This window comes from Rhodoferax sp. GW821-FHT09E07 (assembly GCF_059416145.1).
Map to the genome: position 1 here is coordinate 358,348 of NZ_JBWKOP010000001.1, position 18,038 is coordinate 376,385.

Below are 18,038 nucleotides of genomic sequence, written 5' to 3' on the forward strand. Positions count from 1 at the left end.
TCCCTTGAACATCCAGACCGCGCAGCACCCCCAACGCCTCTCGCTTCACAACGAAGTTCACGCCCGCCCGCCGGAGTCCATGGCCGCGCCCATGGCGCTCTCGCATGTGGTCATGGTTTGCAATGCCGAGCAGCGAGAGGCCAGCCGCGCCCATATCGCTGCGCTGGCGCGCGACCACCATCTGGCTGCGCCCGATGCAGATTCCATCCATATCCGCATGGACCTGGGGCTGTACCGCCTGCGCTGGGAGTTGCATACCGAGTTTGTGACCTGGACCTTCATGCGCCCCATCAGCAACCAGGTGGGGGCAGAGCGCGAGCCCGAACTGGCGTTGAACGCAGTCCCCCAGCAGTGGCTGGCGAATCTGCCGGGCGGCTGCCTGGCAAGCCTGCACCTGTGGGTGTTGTCCACCAACGAAGTGGACACCGGCCCCTGGATACGCCAGCTGCTGCATGAGGACACGCTGGTGGCCTCCACCGTAGCCGATGGTTTTGGCGAGGTGTACACCGACTTTGCGGTGCACGCCGATGGCTTCTCGCGCATGGTGCTGCTGGCCGGCGGTGTTACCCCGCGCCGCCTGGGCCGGCTGGTGCAGTGCCTGCTGGAGATTGAAACCTACCGCATGGCAGCCCTGCTGGGCCTGCCCGCTGCGCGCGAGGCCTCGGTGGTGCTGGCATCGGCCGAGCGCGAGCTGGCGGAGCTGGCCGAAGCCATCCGCAGTGCTACGCGGGACGACGAACCGGCGCTGCTGGACCGGCTCACCCGCCTGGCAGGGCAGGTGGAGAGCCAGCACGCGGCCACGCACTCCCGGTTTTCCGCGAGCGCGGCCTACTTCGAGCTGGTGGACAAGCGTATCGAGGACATTGCCGAGTCGCGTCTGGCCGGCATGCAAACCATTGGCGAATTCATGGAGCGCCGCCTCACGCCTGCGCGCAGCACCTGCGCGTGGTCCAGCCGGCGTCAGGATGCGCTGTCGCAGCGCGTCTCCCGTATCAGCAACCTGTTGCGCACACGGGTGGAGATTGAGCAGCAGCAAAGCAGCCAGGCCCTGCTGGCCACCATGAACAGCCGCCAGGACATGCAGCTCAAGCTGCAGTCCACGGTGGAAGGACTTTCTGTGGCGGCCATCACCTACTACATCGTGGGACTGGTGAGCTACTTGGCCAAGGGCGCCACACACTGGGGCTGGCCTTGGAGCCCGGAGATGACGGCTGCGGTCGCCATTCCGGTGGCGGGGGTCAGCGTGTGGTGGTCCCTGCGTCGCCTGCACCACCGGGTATTTCGGTCGTCATAGGAAAAGCCAATTCGATTGATTGGATCAATCAAACCAAAACATGGTGCGCAGGCCCTAAGATTCAGGCTGTTCATGTTCAGAACAGCAACTTCTAGAGGAAAACCACCATGTCATTGATCAACACCCAAGTCGTCCCATTCAAGAACGAAGCTTTCCACAACGGCAAGTTTGTGACCGTGACCAACGAGACCCTCAAGGGCAAGTGGAACGTGTTCATTTTCATGCCCGCAGCGTTCACCTTCAACTGCCCCACCGAAGTGGAAGACGCTGCTGAGCATTACGCAGAATTCCAGAAAGCTGGTGCCGAGGTCTATATTGTGACCACCGACACCCACTTCGCCCACAAGGTGTGGCACGAAACTTCCCCCGCTGTGGGCAAGGCCAAGTTCCCCCTGATCGGTGACCCCACCCATGCCCTGACCCGCGCGTTCGACGTGCATATCGACGAAGAAGGCCTGGCATTGCGCGGCACCTTCATCATTGACCCCACTGGCACGATCAAGACGCTGGAAATCCACTCCAACGAAATCGCCCGTGACGTCAAGGAAACCGTGCGCAAGCTGAAGGCTGCCCAGTACACCGCTGCCCACCCCGGCGAGGTGTGTCCTGCCAAGTGGAACGACGGCGCCAAGACCATTACGCCTTCCCTGGACCTGGTCGGCAAGATCTGATAGCCCCCACGGTCGCTCACTACGTGTAGCTTCCTGCCCCCCGAGGGGCCGCGTTTCGCCTTGGGGCGGTCCTGCGGCAAAACAGGTTCTGACGTAGGACGCCGGACAGCGTCCTGGTGCATGTGCGCCAGGCCGTCCGGCTTTTTTATTCCCGAAAGAATTGAGAAAAGGACACCACCATGCTCGACGACACACTCAAAGCCCAACTCGCGGCCTACCTGGAGCGCGTGACGCTGCCGATTGAGTTGGTGGCTTCCCTGGGCGATGACAGCACCTCTGCCGAAATGCTGGACTTGCTGCAGACGATTCAAGCTCTGCGCAGCGACAAGATCAGCCTGCGCACCGATGGTACGGACGCCCGCAAGCCTTCGTTCACGTTGCAACGTGCTGGCACTGCCACCAGCCTGCGTTTTGCTGGCTTGCCCTTGGGCCACGAATTCACCTCGCTGGTGCTGGCCCTGCTGTGGAGCGGTGGCCACCCACCCAAGGCGGAGCAGGACGTGATTGACCAGATCAAGAGCCTGGACGGTGACTTCAGTTTTGAGGTCTACATGAGCCTGACCTGCCACAACTGCCCGGACGTGGTGCAGGCGCTGAGCCTCATGGCCATTCTCAATCCCAAGGTGAAGACCACGGTGATTGAAGGTGGTGCCTTCCAGGCAGAGGTGAACGCACGCGAAATCATGGCCGTGCCCATCGTGTTCCTCAATGGCCAGGTGTTTGGCTCCGGCCGCATGCTGGTGGAAGAAATCGTGGCCAAACTGGACACCGGCGCGGCTGACAAGGATGCGGCCAAGTTGTCCGCCAAAGACCCGTACGACGTGCTGATCGTCGGTGGTGGCCCTGCAGGTGCTGCGGCCGCCGTGTACGCCGCCCGCAAGGGCATCCGTGTGGGTGTGGCGGCCGAACGCTTTGGCGGCCAGGTGAACGACACCATGGCCATCGAGAACTACATCTCGGTGCAGGAAACCGATGGCCCCAGGTTTGCCGCGGCGCTGGAAGCACAAACGCGCTCCTACGGTGTGGACATCATGAATCTGCAGCGCGCCGACAAGATCGTGCCCGCGACAGAGGCTGGTGGTCTGGCCGAAGTGGTGCTGGCGAATGGCGGCACGCTGAAAGCCAAGACGGTGATCCTGTCCACCGGCGCGCGCTGGCGCAATGTGAACGTGCCTGGTGAGCAGGAGTACAAAAACAAGGGCGTGGCCTATTGCCCGCACTGCGATGGTCCCCTGTTCAAGGGCAAGCGCACCGCGGTCATCGGTGGTGGCAACTCGGGCATTGAGGCGGCGATTGACCTGGCCGGCATCGTGGCCCACGTTACCGTCATCGAGTTTGCCGAGCAGCTGAAGGCGGATGCCGTGTTGATCAAGAAGCTCAACAGCCTGCCCAACGTGACCGTGCACACCAACGCCCAAACCACCGAGATCACCGGTGCCGAGGGCAAAGTCAACGGCCTCAAGTACAAGGACCGTGCGACCGGCGTGGAACACCACGTGGAGCTGGAAGGCGTGTTCGTGCAAATCGGCCTGGTGCCCAACACCGAATGGCTCAAGGGCACGATTGAACTCAGCAAATTTGGCGAAATCATCGTGGATGCCAAGGGCCACACCAACGCCTCGGGCGTGTTTGCGGCGGGCGACTGCACCACGGTGCCGTTCAAGCAGATCGTCATCGCAGCGGGCGAGGGATCGAAGGCGGCGCTGAGTGCGTTTGACCACTTGATTCGCCATTGAGCGTGGCGCGCAGGCGCGGCGTTGGGCCTTGATAACACAGGGTGCTGCGGCACCCTGTGTCTTTTGCCACACTGCGCCACTTGGCCCCGCCTGCCCCCCTGGGCTTCCGGTGGACAATCGCTCGTCCACCCATTTGCATTTACTTCTGTGCCAGTTCGTATCTACCTGGCCCCCATGGAGGGGCTTCTCGACTTTGTCTTGCGCGACATCCTGACCCGTGTGGGCGGGGTGGAGAAATGCGTGTCGGAGTTCATCCGTATCACGCACACGCTGATGTCGGAGAAGGCGCTGTTGCGCACGGTGCCCGAGCTGGCTTTTGGCGCGCGAACCTATGCGGGTGTGCCGGTGTGGCCTCAGTTGCTGGGCTCAGACGCGGTGTGTATGGCAGAGAACGCGGCCCGCCTGGCCGAGATGGGTTCGCCCGGCATTGACCTGAACTTTGGCTGCCCCGCCAAGGTGGTGAACCGCCACGGCGGCGGTGCCACGCTGCTGCAAGACCCGGAGATTCTCCACACCATCGTGGCTGCAGTGCGCGCGGCGGTGCCGGCCCACATTCCGGTCACGGCCAAGATGCGGCTGGGCTACAACGACGACAGCCTGGCGCTGGACTGCGCGCGGGCGTTGGAGGCGGGTGGTGCGGCGGAGATTGTGGTGCACGCCCGCACCAAGGCCCAGGGCTACCGGCCCCCGGCGTATTGGGACCGTGTGGCCGATGTGCGCGAAGCCGTGCGTGTGCCGGTGGCGGTGAATGGCGAGATATGGAGCGTGGAAGACGCGCAGGCCGCCGTCGCGCAGAGTGGTTGCAACATCCTCATGCTGGGCCGTGGCATCGTGGCGCGGCCCGCGCTGGGGCGCAGTGTGCTGGCGGCCATGGGCACGGTGCCGGGCAGTATTGCCCAGCCGGGCGACGACTGGAGCTGGGAGGCTCTGGGGCCGCTGATGCACGCCTTCTGGCAGGTGGCCAGCACACGGTTGGAGCGGAAGCAGCAGGCCGGCCGCGTGAAGCAATGGCTCAACCTGCTGCGCCGCCACTACCCGCAAGCGCAGACCGCGTTTGATGAGGTGCGCACGCTGGTCATACCTAGCGATGTGGATGCCTGGATACGATCCGCCATCCCGGTTTAGAAGAAAATAGGCCTCTAGCCCCCGTCAGTATTGCACTAGTAGCTCCTGAATTAATAGCAATTTGCAGCGGGCGCTAGGCCCACAAACTCTCCAGTCCGTCCACCGGCACAAAGCGCCGATCGCGGATGGCCAGGCGCGTGGGACCGGGCAGGGCGCGGGTGGGCACCGAATGCCGCGGGTCGCCGGGGTAGCAGAGGATCACTTCGCCGCTGTCGGTGAAATTTTCCGGGCAAATGCAGGCCGGCGGCTGGTGCTGTGCGGCCTGCAGCGCCTCTGCCGTGCTGGCATAGCGCGCCAGATGGGCTAGGCTCATGATCTGGGGTGGCGCCATCTCGATCTCGCCACGGTGGTAGCGCAGCAAGGCTTCTTTGGGGGCAAGCCAGATGCTGGCTGTGGTTTCGAAGTTGTCGTGGCTGGCCTCCTGGTCGCCGGGAGCCAGCGCCAGAAAGAAGCGTGTGTCGAAGCGTTTTTTGCTCAGGGCTGCCATGCGGGGTGTGATCCAGCGGCTCCAGGGTAGCAGCGCGCTGCCTTGCAGCGTGGCGCGAGAAGCAGCTACCCAGGCCTGCCAGTCATCGGGTTGCGGGCTCACGGGGCGCGTGCCGCCAGTGGCCAGCAGCACGCCGGCTTCTTCAAACAGCTCGCGCAGCGCAGCCACATACAGACCTGCGGCGATATCGCCACCCAGACCGGGCTCGCCCAGTTGCCGGGCCAACGTGTCAACCGGGAGATCCAGTGCGGCCACGGCGGCGGGGGAGCTGTCATGGGCGTCGAGCTTGCCGCCCGGGAAGACATAGGCTTCGCCAAAGGTATCCGACAGCCCACTGCGTTTCATTAAAAACACCTCCAGACCTTGGGGTCGGTCGCGCAGCAACACTACGGTGGCGGCATCACGCGGTGCACCAGTGGCGGGTTCAAGCATGTCGTGCATGGGACTGTCTTTTCTGTTTTGTTTTTTAGTGAGCAATTGCTTGAATTAAAGTACGTGCAGCAGGTCGGGGCCATACGCACAAGCCCTTAGCCTTTCAATCACCCAAGGAGATAAGCAATGCATCTGGATTTCAAAGGCCGTGTGGCCATCGTAACGGGCGCTGGCGGCGGTTTGGGCCGCCAGCACGCGCTGGCCCTGGCCGCACGTGGCGCCAAGGTGGTGGTGAACGACTTGGGTGGCGCACGCGATGGCTCGGGCGGCTCCCTGTCGGCTGCCGAAGCGGTGGTGGCCGAGATTCGCGCGGCCGGCGGCGAGGCCATGGCCAATGGTGCGTCCGTTACCGACTTTGAGGCCGTGCAGGCCATGGTGAAGCAGGCGGTAGATGCCTGGGGCCGCGTGGACATTCTGGTGAACAACGCCGGCATCCTGCGTGACAAGAGCTTTGCCAAGATGGAGCTGGCCGACTTCCGCCTGGTGGTAGACGTGCACCTGATGGGTGCCGTGCACTGCTGCAAGGCCGTGTGGCCCTACATGAACGAGCAGAAGTACGGCCGCATCCTCATGACCACCTCCAGCTCGGGGCTGTATGGCAACTTTGGCCAGAGCAACTATGGCGCGGCCAAGCTCGCGCTGGTAGGGCTGATGCAAACCCTGTCGATTGAGGGCGCCAAGAACAATATCCGTGTGAACAGCCTGGCTCCCACGGCCGCCACACGCATGACCGAAGACCTGATGCCGCCTGCGGTGCTGGAGGCCTTGAAGCCCGAAGCCGTGGTGCCCGCCATGCTGGTGCTGGTGAGTGAAGATGCGCCCACACGTACTACGCTGTGTGCGGGTGCTGGCAGTGTGGAGGCCGCCCACATCACCTTGACCCAGGGCACCTGGATAGGGCTGGATGCGCAAAGCCCCGAGCGCCTGGCTGCACAACTGCAAGAGGCCATGGACCGCGTGGGTGAAGCCGTGCCGCAAAGCGGTGCAGCCCAAGGGGCGCAAGAGGTGAGCAGAGCGTCTGCGCGGCTGGCGGGCTGAGCGGCTCTACAGTGCGCCTGCTGCGGTGGGCGCAGATTCTTCCGGTGTGCGGGGCGCGCCAGACTGCGCCAACGCACGCCGTTCGGCCACATCCATCACCGCAGTAGGGTCGGTTTCTACCGCACTTTTGTGCGCAATACCAATGCCAAAGCGCGGCTGGAAGGTGTGGCTGGCCTCTTTGAGGCCCAATATCTTTAGCGGCCGGTTCAGCACGGTGCGCAAACGCAGCACCATGCGCTCCACTTCCTGTGCATTCTTCGCAGCAGAGATCACCACCACAAAGCAGCGCGGGTGGTACAGGCCCACCACATAGCGAAAACCCACAGCACGCCGGATGCGCGCCGTCATGGCCTGCAGGATTTGTTGCTCCACGCCATGGCCGGCAGACTCCCCCAGCTCATACAGATTGCCCAGGTGCAGGCACACCACCGCACATTCCCGCTTCAGGCGGGCGCTGCGCCAAAACGCATCGTCCACTTTGGATACCAGGACCGAGCCGGTGTGCAGGCCCGTGGCCGGGTCGGTGTTAGAGGCCTTTTTGGTCAGGCGGATCAGCTGCTTGTTGATGCGGTTGCGCTGCACGGTGAGCGCCGTGATCAGCAAGAAGTGGCAGAGCGTGCAGAATGCAATCAAGGCCATCAGTGGCCAGTCCAGCGCACCGGGCGACAGGGCCTGCCCAAACATGCCCACCACCATGGCCACCAGGAACAGACAGGCCAGCACCATCCAGCGCGCCAGATCATCCCCCAGCAAGGCTGCGCGGATGGTGATGACCAATCCCACCAGCGCGCCCACCACGCTCAACAGCCCGGTGACCAGCAAGGGCGATGAACTTTGGGGATCCTCGCCATACAAGACGCAGGCTGTCGCTACCACCGAGGTTGTGATAAGTCCCATGGACACAAACACCATGCTGCGGTAGACCGTGCGGTCATCCCGCTTCACCCCCAGCCAGAGGCCCAGGTAGGTCAGCGCGAGCGCACCACTTAGCGGTGCCATGCTGACTTTCATGACCTGCATGGTCAGAGCCGGAATTTCCGGGAAAAGCTGGCCCGCCAGGCCCGACATGATCACGCAGCTCCAGCCGGTCAGCAGGACAAAGACCAGCGCACGCCAGGCACCTACAGTAGGATTGATCACCAAGTCGGATACCGCCACCAGGGCCAGCGTGAGGAATCCCCCCAGCATGCAGGACCAGACGATGAGTTCCGAGGTTTCCATGGGCGGCATTATTCCACTGGTCAGCAGCAAACGGCCGCCTGTGGTACCTTTGCGCCCCACAGAAAGAGGAAGGGCCCGTAGGCATGGACAGTAATCAAGTGGCCTTGAGCGCCCTGACAGCATCGCGTTTGCGCGGAATCCGCCGTGGGGTGGAGAAGGAAAGCCTGCGCGCGCTGCCCAGCGGCATGCTGGCCATGACATCGCACCCCCAGGCCCTGGGCTCGGCCCTCACGCATCCGCACATCACCACGGACTTCAGCGAATCCCAGGTGGAGCTGATCACGGGCGTCCACGCCGACCCCGATGCCTGTCTGGACGAACTCACCCAGGTCCAGCAATTCACGCTGAGCGCCATGGGTGACGAGCGTCTGTGGGTCTCCAGCATGCCCTGTTGTCTGCCCGAAGACGATGCCATTCCCATTGGCCAGTACGGCAGCTCCAACGTGGGGCAGTCCAAGAGCGTGTACCGCATGGGTCTGGGCCATCGTTATGGCCGGCGCATGCAAACCATCTCGGGCATCCACTACAACTGGTCGCTGCCCGATGTGTCCAGCGAGCAGTACTTTGGGCTGATCCGCAATTTCCGTCGCCACGCCTTTTTGCTGCTCTATTTGTTTGGCGCATCGCCTGCGGTGTGTTCATCGTTTGTAGCTGGGCGCCAGCACCAGTTGCAGTCGCTCAGCAGCGGCACCATGTACCTGCCCTACGCCACCTCGTTGCGCATGGGGCGCCTGGGTTATCAGAGCGATGCGCAGTCTTCCCTCGCCGTGAGCTACAACAGCCTGGAGGGTTACGCCCATTCACTGCACGGCGCGCTGACCCAGCCCTACGCACCGTATGAGGCGATTGGCGTCAAGGCGGCTGATGGCAGCTACAAACAATTGGCCACGACCCTACTGCAGATCGAGAACGAGTTCTACGGCACCATCCGCCCCAAGCGCGTCACCTTTGCGGGTGAGCGCCCGCTGCACGCCCTGCGTGAGCGCGGTGTCGAGTATGTGGAAGTGCGCCTGATGGACCTGGACCCCTTCGAGCTGGTGGGCATCAACAGCCAGACCATGCGCTTTCTCGATGTGTTCCTGCTGCACTGCCTGTCGTCCGCCAGCGCGCCCGATACGCCGCAGGAAATTGCCGCCGTGGCGCGCAACCAGCATGCCGTGGCCGAGCGCGGCCGCGAGCCTGGCTTGCAGCTGCAGCGCGGTGATGCCATGGTGGAATTGAAGGCCTGGGGCGAGGAACTGCTGCATGGCATGCTGCCCTTTGCACAGGCACTGGACGCCACCCACGGTGGCAGCCAGTACCAGGATGCCTTGCGCGCCGCAGAGCACGGTTTGCAGCATCCGGACACCTTGCCATCGGCCCGCGTGTTGCGCGAGATCACCGAGCGCCACGACGGTTCGTTCGTGTCTTTTGTGCGCAGCCAGTCCGAACAGACGCGCGCGGCCATGCTGGAGCTCCCGCTGGCGCCCGAGGCTGCTACTGGGTTTGCTGAGGAGTCCCAAAAGTCGTGGGATGCGCAGCGCGCCATTGAGGCGGCCGACACCATGCCCTTTGGCATCTACCTGCAGGAGTACTTGGCCCCACGCAGGTTGCAGGCCCAGCCGGTCAAAGCCGCACTGGCCTGACCGGCTTTCGCTGCCGCTGAATTAAGCGGCTTTGCGGGCGCGCGTGGCCTTCTTGGCCACGGCGCGCTTGGCCGTCGCTGCTTTGGCTTTCACCTTGGAGCCGGCGATCTTGCTCACCAGGGCGCCACTCTTGGCTTCGATTTTGGAAGCCACGTTGGTCACGGCCACAGCCGCAGGCACGGCGGCCACGGCGATGGTGTTCAGTGTGGTGAGGCCCGTGCTCTTTTCAAAGCGGCTGGCGTTGGCGGCCACTTGTTCCAAGCCCTTGCCGGCCAGTTCCACGGCCTTGTTCACGGCAGTGTCGGCACTGTCGGTGGTCAGCGTCACGCCCTGGGTATACAGCGAGGTGATCTTCTTCTGGGCAGCCACGGCATTGGTGCGCACTTCGGCGCTAATGCGGTTGCCTGCTTTCTTGACGGCATTGGCCCAGGACTGGTCTACATAACCCACGGCACGGGCGTTGCCCACACGGTAGGCGTTGATCACGTTCTTGGCGGTGTTGCCGTAGGACTCGATCAGTTCATTGGTCACGGTGGACAGCTTCTTGTTAGCCATGGAAAACTCCTGCAGGGTAGGTTGAATGGAGAAACACTGCCTTGCATTCTCCAAAGGCCCCCTAGTGAAGGCACCTTAAAACCTGCCTCTTTCCTAGAGCCAACTGCCTAAGTTGTGCAGTCCTTCAGCCCGCGGCGTGGCCGTGTAGCCAGCCCGCCACCTCGTTGCCTGGCATGGGTTTACCATGAAGATAACCTTGGATTTCCTCGCAGCCCATGTCCTGCAGCAGCGTGTGCTGGGCCTGGGTTTCCACGCCCTCGGCAATCACGGAGAGGCCCAGGCTGTGCGCCAGCGAGATGATGGCCTGGGCAATCACTTGGTCATCGCGGTCGGTGCAGATCTGGCGTACAAAGGACTGGTCGATTTTCAACACATCCAGCGGAAAGCGCTTGAGGTAGGCCAGGCTGGAATAGCCAGTGCCGAAGTCGTCAATCGCCAGCTTCAGCCCCATGGCCTTGAATCGGCGCAGCAGCTCCAGCGTGTGGTGCAGGTCCAGCATGGCCGTGCCTTCGGTGATCTCCAGCTCCAACTGCTCCGGCGGCAGGCCGGAGGTTTCCAGCGCAGCCTCCACGTGGCGGAGCAGCAGCGGGTCGCCAAACTGCCGCAGCGAGAGGTTGACCGCCACACGCAGTGGCGGCGCGCTTGCGGGGCGCAGGGCCTGCCAGGCCACGGCCTGTTGGCAGGCGTGTTGCAGCATCCAGGCACCCATGCCCACGATCTGGCCGTTGTCTTCGGCAATGGGGATGAATTTGGCCGGCGAAACCAGGCCCAGCGTGGGGTGCTGCCAGCGCATCAGGGCCTCAAAGCCTTTGACCGCGCCGCCTATCGCCAGCACCTGGGGCTGGAAGAAAGCCGCCAGCTCTTGTCGGTCCACGGCGCGGTGCAGGTCGTTGTGCAGGCGAAAGGCCGAGCTGAGGTCGGGCGCCGTACTCGCGTCATGCACCACGATACGCTGACCGGCTTGTGCGCGGGCCGCAGCCAGCGCCAAGTCCAACCGGGCCAGCACCACCTCGGGCCGGTCGCCCGCAGCAATCTGGGTGCACGCGGCCACCGAGATGGTGGGGAAGTGTTCCTCGTCACCTACCGCCACGGGTTGCGCCATGGCACCCAACAGGTGCGTGGCGATGGCGTGGTGCGAAAGGCCCTCTGGCCAGCGTGGTGCCAGCACGGCCAGCCGGTCATCGCCCAGCCGCGCCAGCACGCAGCGCCCGGCCTCGGCCATGGGTTCGCTCAGTGTGAGCGCAGCCAGTCGCCGTGCCAGCGCACCCACGCAGGCGTCCATCGGCCCGGCACCCAGTACCTGGGCCATTTGCGCGAGGTTGTCCAGCCCCAGCAGTAGCAGCACGGGCGCCACCCCTGGCTCCGGCGGCGCTTGCAGTGCGTCGTTGAGTAGCAGCAAGAAATGCGCGCGGTTGGGCAGGTCCGTTGCCGCGTCATAGTGCAGCAGATGGTGGGCCTGTTCCACGCGGCGCTGGCTGGCCGTTTGCTGGGCCGCTGCCTTCTCCAGTTGCGCCTGGATGCAGGTCAGCAACTCGTCGCGCTGGAAGGGCTTGGTCAGGTAGTCATCTGCGCCCAGGTTCATGCCCTGGCGCACATCGCCGCGGTCGGCCTTGGCCGTCAGCAGCACGATGGGCGTGTGGGCCACCGCTGCGTCGGCACGCAGCGCACGCACCAGTTCGTGGCCGGTCATCTCCGGCATCATCACATCGCTGAGCACCATGTCGGGCTGTTCGGTGCGGATCAACTCCAGCGCCTCACGCCCATTGGGGGCTGCGAACACGGTGAACCCTTCCAGGCGCAGCAGAAGACTCAGGTTGTTGCGGATATCGGTTTCATCCTCCGCGATCACGATCCTCGCGCTCATGCCGACGTTCCTTCAGCACCACTGGTGTAGCCCAGGCGCACCGTGAAGCTGGTGCCCTGTCCTGCTGCACTGGTCACGTGGATGCTGCCGCCATGCAGGTCCACGGAGTTTTTGACGATGGCCAGGCCCAGGCCCGTACCCTGAATCTCACCCACATTGCTGGCCCGGTGGAAGGACTCAAACAGGTGCGGCAACTCTTCGGTTGGAATTCCGATGCCTTGGTCGGACACTTGCAGTACCACCTGGTCCGACTCGCGCCGCATGCTGAAGCGCACCTCACCGCCTTGGGGCGAGTACTTCATGGCGTTGGACAGCAGGTTGCCAAAAATGTGACCCAGCAGTTTTTCGTCGTACAGGCCCGTGGGGGGGTGCACATCAAAGTCGGTGACCAGGGTGCAGCGGCAGTCGGGTTGCTGGGTCTTGGCGTCTTCCACCAGGGTGTGGCCCAGCGCCACCAGGTCCAACAGCGTGGGTTTGAAATCCAGCATCTGGGCCTCGGCCTTGCCCAGCAGCAACACGCGGTCCAGCATGCGCGTCATGCGCTGCACGCCGTTTTCGATCGTCTGGATGACGTCGATCTTGTCGGCCGCGGGCATGCGGTCGCCATAGTACTTCAGCAGCTCTGCCGACGACAGGATGGTGGCCAACGGCGTGCGGAACTCGTGGCTGGTCATGGCCACGAAGCGGCTGCGCAGCTCGTTGAGCTCCTTTTGCTGCTCCAGGGCAAAGCGCGTGCTTTGTTCCGCCTTGATGCGCTCGGTAATGTCCAGCAGCGTCCAGATCACGCCCGAATCAGGGTCGTCCGCACGCACGCGGCTGCCCGCCATCTGCACCCAGAATACCTCGCCGTTGCGCCGTTTCAACTGGCGTTCGTTGGAAAAGCTGCCGGTAGCTTGCAGTGCCACGCGTTGTTCTTCACCCCAGCGCGCCCAGGCTTCCAGGTCGGTGTGCACCATGGCGGTGGACTGGCCCAGCAGTTCTTCGCGGGTGTAGCCCACCATCTCGGCGTACTTGTCGTTCACCCATTGGTGCTTGCGGTCTACCGACAGCACGATGCCGACCAGTGCGCTGTGCAGGATGGCTTCGCGCTCCGACGACGTGCGCTGCAGGTCTTCCTCGGCTTGCTTGCGCTCGGTGATGTCAGAAAAGAAGGTGAGCGTGCCCGGTGCGCCATCCCAGGGCACCACGGTCACGCCGATGTCGATCCAGCGCACCACATTGCCCGGCAGCAGCAGGCGGATCTCGTAGCGGTTGGGCACATCCTCGCCCGCCAGTCGGCGCTTGCGCCGGTCGTCCACCATGGCGCGGTCGTCGGGGTGGATGCGGTGCAGGTAGCCTTCGCGCAGCATGTCTTCGCGCGTCATTTGCACCAGTTCAGCAGCGCGGTAATTGGCAAACACAAAGCGGCCGTCCTGCACCACCAGCATGCCTTCGCCAGAGTGCTCGATCACGGCGCGGTAGCGTTCTTCAGACCGGTGCAGCGCCAGCGTCATGTTCTTGCGCGCGGTCACATCCGAGAAGAAGGTGATAGTGGCCGGCTCTCCGCCCCACGGCACCACGGACACGCCCAGCTCCAGCCAGCACACGCTGCCGTCGTCAAACTGCAGGCGGATCTCGTAGCTGCTGGGCACGTTCTCGCCAGCCAGTCTGCGGCGGCGGCGTTCCAGGATCAGCGTGTGGTCGTCCGGGTGTACCCGGTGCAAGAAGCCGACGTTGAGAATTTCCGTCGGATCCATGCGCGTGATTTCGGCCGCGCGGCGGTTGGCAAACACCAGCTTATCGCCCTGCAACACCACCATGCCGGAGTCCACATGCTCGATGACGGCCCGGTAGCGCTCTTCGGACTGTTGCAGAGCCTGCGCGATCTGCTTGCTCTCGGTGATCTCGGAGAAGAACGTTAGCGTGGCCATGCCACCTTCCCAGGCCACAGGCGTGGGGCGGATGTGGAGCCAGCGCACCACACCATCGCGGCCAATGTGACGTGCCTCGTAGTGGCGGGCAATTTCCTGGCCACTGGCCAGGCGTTGGCGCAGGGCCAGCACGTCGGCACGGTCGTCGGGGTGGATCCACTCCACCGGGTCGGAGCCAAGGATTTCCTCGTTGGGCACGCGCAAGATCTCGCTGGCCTGCTGGTTGGCAAACACGATGCGGTTGTACTGCGCCACAAACATGCCTTCGCCCAGGTGCTCCACCACCGAGCGGTAGCGCTCTTCGGAGTTGCGCAGCGACTCCTGGGCCTTGTGGCGTTCGGTCACGTCGCGGATGGAGGCACCAAAGCCCTGGCCGCGTTCGTTGTTGATGTTCCAGATCGACAGCTCGACGGGAAACTCACGCCCGTCCTTGTGCAAGGCCGTGATCTCGATGATGCGGTTCAGCACCTGTGCATGGCCGGTCCGCAGGAAGCGGCGCATGCCGCTTTCATGCGCCTCGCGGAATCGGTGGGGAATGATGAGCTCAGACATGCGCTGGCCCAGGGCCTCTTCGCGCGTCCAACCCAGCACGCGTTCAGCGCCGGGGTTCCAGTCGGTGACCAAGCCTTCGGTGTCCATGCCCAGGATGGAATCGGGCGCGGAGCCCAGCAGGCCCTGCAGGTGGCTCTCGCGGGCCTGCAGCTCGCGCAGGGTTTCGGTCAGCTGTGCAGGGTTCAGCGGCGCGGTGCCTTCAGGCGTCTCAGGCAGGCTCATGGGGTGGGCACCGGTGGCAGGCCCAGCGCGTGGTGTACGCGTTGCTCCAGCAGGGCGGCGGTAAAGGGCTTGAGGATGAAATCGGTCACACCGCCGTCGATCGCGCTTTGGACAAATGTCTGCGCGTTCTCGCCGGTGATCATGATGAAGGGCAGCAGGGCGTAGTCAGGGTTCTGGCGCACCTGCTCCAGCAGTTCGCGCCCGGACATCTTGGGCATGTTCCAGTCGCAAAGCACCAGGTCAAACGAGTGGGACTGGATGAGTTGCCAGGCCTCTTCGCCATTGCGTGCCAGCGTGATGTTGGTGAACCCCATGGCACCGAGCAGGCGACGCACGATGTTGCGCATCTCTTCCATGTCTTCCACCAGCAGCACGCTGGCGCTTAAAAGTGAATTCACGTGCGGGAGTCCCTGTTAAAAAGCGTGGCGACGCGCTGGGTGCCTCCAGATATTCTTCTGGTCCGTCAAAGTGTAGCCTGCTCCCCCAGACGGGGGAATGCGTAGTTGCCCCCAAACTGCCCGACAATCCTGCCCTGACCCTTTACCAACCCAAGAAAGAACGCGCGCATGGCCATCCAGTGGTTCCCCGGGCATATGCACCTGACCCGCAAGGCGATCCAAGAGCGCATCAAGGCCATTGACGTGGTGATCGAACTGCTCGATGCCCGCCTGCCCGGATCGAGTGCCAACCCCATGCTGGCCGAGATGACGGCGGGCAAGCCCGCGCTCAAGGTGCTTAACAAGCAAGACCTGGCCGACCCCGCACGCACCGCGCTCTGGCTGGCCCATTACAACGCTATGCCTGGCGTGCGCGCACTGTCTTTGGACGCCAGCATGACCACCCCCGCGCGTGCGCTGGTGGCCGCCTGCCATGAACTGGCCCCCAACCGCGGCGGCATGGCCAAGCCCATGCGCGTGCTGATTTGCGGCATCCCCAACGTGGGCAAGTCCACGCTGATCAACACCCTCAAGGGCAAGCGCGCCGCCAAGACCGGCGACGAGGCCGGCGTGACCAAGCTGGAGCAGCGCATCACCATTGCGGACGACTTCTACCTCTACGACACACCCGGTGTGCTGTGGCCGCGCATTATCGTGGCCAAGAGCGGCTACAACCTGGCCGCCAGCGGCGCCATTGGCAAGAATGCGTTTGACGAGGAAGAGGTTGCTCTGGAGCTGCTGGACTACTTGCGCCAGCACTACGCGACCGAACTGGAGGTGCGCTACAAGCTGAGCGGTGTGGCCGAGATGACCGACGAGCAACTGCTGGACGCCGTGGGCCGCAAGCGCGGCGCACTGCAAAGCGGCGGCAAGATCAATCTGCAGAAGGCCGCCGAAATCGTGATCCACGACTTTCGCGCCGCCGTGCTGGGCCGCATTACCTTGGAAACGCCCGAGGAATTCGCCCAGTGGCTGGCCGCGGGCCAGAAGCTGGACGCCGAGCGCCAGCTCAAGAAAGACGCGATCGAGCTGGATCGCCAGATCCGTTTCAAGAAGATTCCGCGACCGCCGCGGGTGGAGAGTGAGGATGAAAATGGCCTCTAGCCCCCGTGAACTATGCACCAATAGCTCCTGAATTGGTAGCAAACCCATGTGCATCAACTTCCAGCCCGCGGTCAATTCCGCCTACATGGCCGAGCGCCTGGGCCCGCTGGAGCCGCCGGTAGGCCAGTGGCCGGAGGATATCTACCCCGGTTACGTCGCACCCGTGGCCGTGCGCCGCCGCAAGCAGGGCGCCAGCACTGCCGCACTGCGCCTGGCCCAGTTTGGCCTGGTGCCGCACTGGTGTGCCGATGCCGTGCAGGCCCGCGACATCAGTCGCAAGACCTACAACGCACGCAGCGAAACCGCCGCCAGCAAACCCAGCTTTCGCAGTGCCTGGGCCGCCGGCCAGTGGGTGCTGGTGCCCATGGAATGCTTTTTTGAACCCTGCTGGGAAGACGCGCCCGCCAACGGTGGCCGCCCCACGCGCTGGCGCATAGGCCGCGCGGACGGCCAGCCCTTTGCCGTGGCCGGCCTGTGGGACCGCTGGACCGACCCGGTCTCGGGTGCACAGGCTGGCAGCTTCACGGTGCTCACCGTCAACGCCGATGGCCACGCGGTCGCTGGCCGCATGCACCGTCCGGATGAAGAGAAGCGCATGCCCGTCATCGTGCCGCCCGAACGTTACGCCGACTGGCTGAACGCCAGCCCGGCGCAGGCGCTGGAGATGATGCGTGCTGCCCCCGCCAGCGAGCTGACCGCCGTGCCCGCACCGTTGAACCCCGATATCCCCGCCCCCCCGCAAACCCTGCAGCTTTTTTAGGAAAGGCCTTCCATGTCCCAGTCCCTCACGCCCAGCACCGATTGGAAAGAACAGATCGCCCCGAACGAAGACCAGCTTTACGCGGGCTACGGCCGGCAGTTTGCCGAGCTGCAGGCGCGCAAGTCGAAGAAGTACGGCAACGGCCGCGCGCTGCACCGCAAGCAGCTCCTCGCCGCCCAGGGCACGCTGGAAGTGCTGGACGGCCTGCCCGCGTTTGCACAGCAGGGCCTGTTTGCCAAGACGGCCAGCTACCCCGTGTGGCTGCGCCTGTCCAACGGCGGCATGGACCACGCCAGTGACCGCAAGCCCGACATCCGGGGCTTTTCTATTCGCGTGCTGGGCGTGCAGGGTGATTCGGCCCTGGGTGGCCCGTGCAAGAGCCAGGACTTTGCCCTGATCAACCAGGAGAAATTTGCCTTCCCCCAAAGCGGTGAGTTCGTGGACTTTGTGGTGGCAGCTTCGCACGGCGGCGGCGCGCTGCTCAAGTTCATGGTCCAGCGCTATGGCGTGCTGGGCGCCGTGAAAAAACTGGCGCAAACGGCCAAAACCTTTGGTAAGCCGTTTGGGGGCTTTGCGGCGCATCCTATGTTCAGCGCTGCGCCCATTGCGTGCGGGCCATATGCCGTGCGCGTGCGCCTGGTGCCAGCCGCGTCCAATGGCGCCGCGGTGCAGGGCGCGCAAGGCGACTGGGGCGCCGAGTTTGCAGGCCGCCTGAAGCAACATGCCTTGCAGTGGGACCTGCAGCTGCAGCCCTATGTGAACGAGACCTTGACGCCGATTGAGGACGCCTCGGTCGACTGGCCCACGCCCTACACCACGGTGGCACGGCTCACGCTGCCGGTGCAGGACACGGGCAGTGCCGCGGCCCAGGCCTTTGCCAAGGAGGCCGAGGCGGCAGTGTTCGACCCTTGGCACGCCCTGGCCGCACACCGCCCCCTGGGCGATGTGATGCGCGCCCGCAAGGCGGTGTACTTTGTCAGCCAGCAGGGCCGCGGCGCGGCCTGA

Annotated in this window: 15 protein-coding genes; 9 read left to right on the forward strand and 6 right to left on the reverse strand. The window is 64.1% G+C overall.

The genetic code is table 11. The features are described from left to right. Positions 1–4 precede the first annotated feature (4 nt). The 4 genes from AC07OE_RS01785 (at position 5) to AC07OE_RS01800 (ending at position 4,826) form a co-directional block, all read left to right on the forward strand. The gene (locus AC07OE_RS01785) at positions 5–1,294 is read left to right on the forward strand and encodes a DUF3422 family protein (RefSeq protein WP_495068845.1); all 1,290 of its coding nucleotides are present in this window, start codon (positions 5–7) and stop codon (positions 1,292–1,294) included. Positions 1,295–1,401: 107 nt separating this feature from the next. Next, positions 1,402–1,965, forward strand: coding sequence for an alkyl hydroperoxide reductase subunit C (gene ahpC / locus AC07OE_RS01790; protein WP_495068846.1), 564 nt, complete (start codon positions 1,402–1,404; stop codon positions 1,963–1,965). Positions 1,966–2,144: 179 nt separating this feature from the next. Beyond that, entirely contained in the window at positions 2,145–3,701 is a 1,557-nt protein-coding gene (gene ahpF, locus AC07OE_RS01795; RefSeq protein WP_495068847.1) for an alkyl hydroperoxide reductase subunit F, read from the forward strand. Positions 3,702–3,875: 174 nt separating this feature from the next. Beyond that, positions 3,876–4,826, forward strand: coding sequence for a tRNA dihydrouridine synthase (locus AC07OE_RS01800; protein WP_495068848.1), 951 nt, complete (start codon positions 3,876–3,878; stop codon positions 4,824–4,826). A gap of 73 nt (positions 4,827–4,899) precedes the next feature. Here AC07OE_RS01800 and AC07OE_RS01805 read toward each other — a convergent pair whose 3' ends face one another. Next, positions 4,900–5,754: an NUDIX hydrolase gene (locus tag AC07OE_RS01805; protein WP_495068849.1), complete on the reverse strand. Its 855-nt coding sequence runs from the start codon at positions 5,752–5,754 to the stop codon at positions 4,900–4,902. Positions 5,755–5,871: 117 nt separating this feature from the next. Between AC07OE_RS01805 and AC07OE_RS01810 the strand changes: the two genes are divergently transcribed. Further along, positions 5,872–6,783 carry an SDR family oxidoreductase gene (locus AC07OE_RS01810; RefSeq protein WP_495068850.1) on the forward strand — a complete coding sequence of 304 codons (912 nt, stop codon included), beginning with the start codon at positions 5,872–5,874 and terminating at the stop codon, positions 6,781–6,783. A gap of 6 nt (positions 6,784–6,789) precedes the next feature. On the opposite strand, the gene AC07OE_RS01815 is transcribed toward AC07OE_RS01810, so the two are convergent. Beyond that, the gene (locus AC07OE_RS01815; RefSeq protein WP_495068851.1) at positions 6,790–8,004 is read right to left on the reverse strand and encodes a GGDEF domain-containing protein; all 1,215 of its coding nucleotides are present in this window, start codon (positions 8,002–8,004) and stop codon (positions 6,790–6,792) included. 83 nt (positions 8,005–8,087) lie between these two features. On the opposite strand from AC07OE_RS01815, the gene gshA reads away from it, so the two are divergent. Beyond that, entirely contained in the window at positions 8,088–9,629 is a 1,542-nt protein-coding gene (gene gshA, locus AC07OE_RS01820; protein WP_495068852.1) for a glutamate--cysteine ligase, read from the forward strand. Positions 9,630–9,650: 21 nt separating this feature from the next. Here the strand turns inward: gshA and AC07OE_RS01825 are convergent, their stop codons facing one another. The 4 genes from AC07OE_RS01825 to AC07OE_RS01840 form a co-directional block, all read right to left on the reverse strand. Continuing rightward, positions 9,651–10,184 carry a hypothetical protein gene (locus AC07OE_RS01825; protein WP_495068853.1) on the reverse strand — a complete coding sequence of 178 codons (534 nt, stop codon included), beginning with the start codon at positions 10,182–10,184 and terminating at the stop codon, positions 9,651–9,653. 124 nt (positions 10,185–10,308) lie between these two features. After that, positions 10,309–12,048 carry a putative bifunctional diguanylate cyclase/phosphodiesterase gene (locus tag AC07OE_RS01830; protein WP_495068854.1) on the reverse strand — a complete coding sequence of 580 codons (1,740 nt, stop codon included), beginning with the start codon at positions 12,046–12,048 and terminating at the stop codon, positions 10,309–10,311. Then, complete coding sequence (locus AC07OE_RS01835) at positions 12,045–14,732, reverse strand: PAS domain S-box protein (protein ID WP_495068855.1); 2,688 nt, start codon at positions 14,730–14,732, stop codon at positions 12,045–12,047. The genes AC07OE_RS01830 and AC07OE_RS01835 overlap by 4 nt, the downstream gene beginning before the upstream one ends. After that, entirely contained in the window at positions 14,729–15,130 is a 402-nt protein-coding gene (locus AC07OE_RS01840) for a response regulator (RefSeq protein ID WP_495068856.1), read from the reverse strand. The genes AC07OE_RS01835 and AC07OE_RS01840 overlap by 4 nt, the downstream gene beginning before the upstream one ends. Before the next feature lie 168 nt (positions 15,131–15,298). Here AC07OE_RS01840 and ylqF point away from each other — a divergent pair, with 168 nt between their 5' ends. The 3 genes from ylqF to AC07OE_RS01855 are packed head-to-tail and all read left to right on the forward strand — an operon-like array spanning position 15,299 to position 18,038. Continuing rightward, positions 15,299–16,273, forward strand: coding sequence for a ribosome biogenesis GTPase YlqF (ylqF, locus tag AC07OE_RS01845; RefSeq protein ID WP_495068857.1), 975 nt, complete (start codon positions 15,299–15,301; stop codon positions 16,271–16,273). 46 nt (positions 16,274–16,319) lie between these two features. Beyond that, positions 16,320–17,033: an SOS response-associated peptidase gene (locus AC07OE_RS01850; RefSeq protein WP_495068858.1), complete on the forward strand. Its 714-nt coding sequence runs from the start codon at positions 16,320–16,322 to the stop codon at positions 17,031–17,033. Positions 17,034–17,045: 12 nt separating this feature from the next. Then, the gene (locus AC07OE_RS01855; RefSeq protein WP_495068859.1) at positions 17,046–18,038 is read left to right on the forward strand and encodes a catalase family protein; all 993 of its coding nucleotides are present in this window, start codon (positions 17,046–17,048) and stop codon (positions 18,036–18,038) included.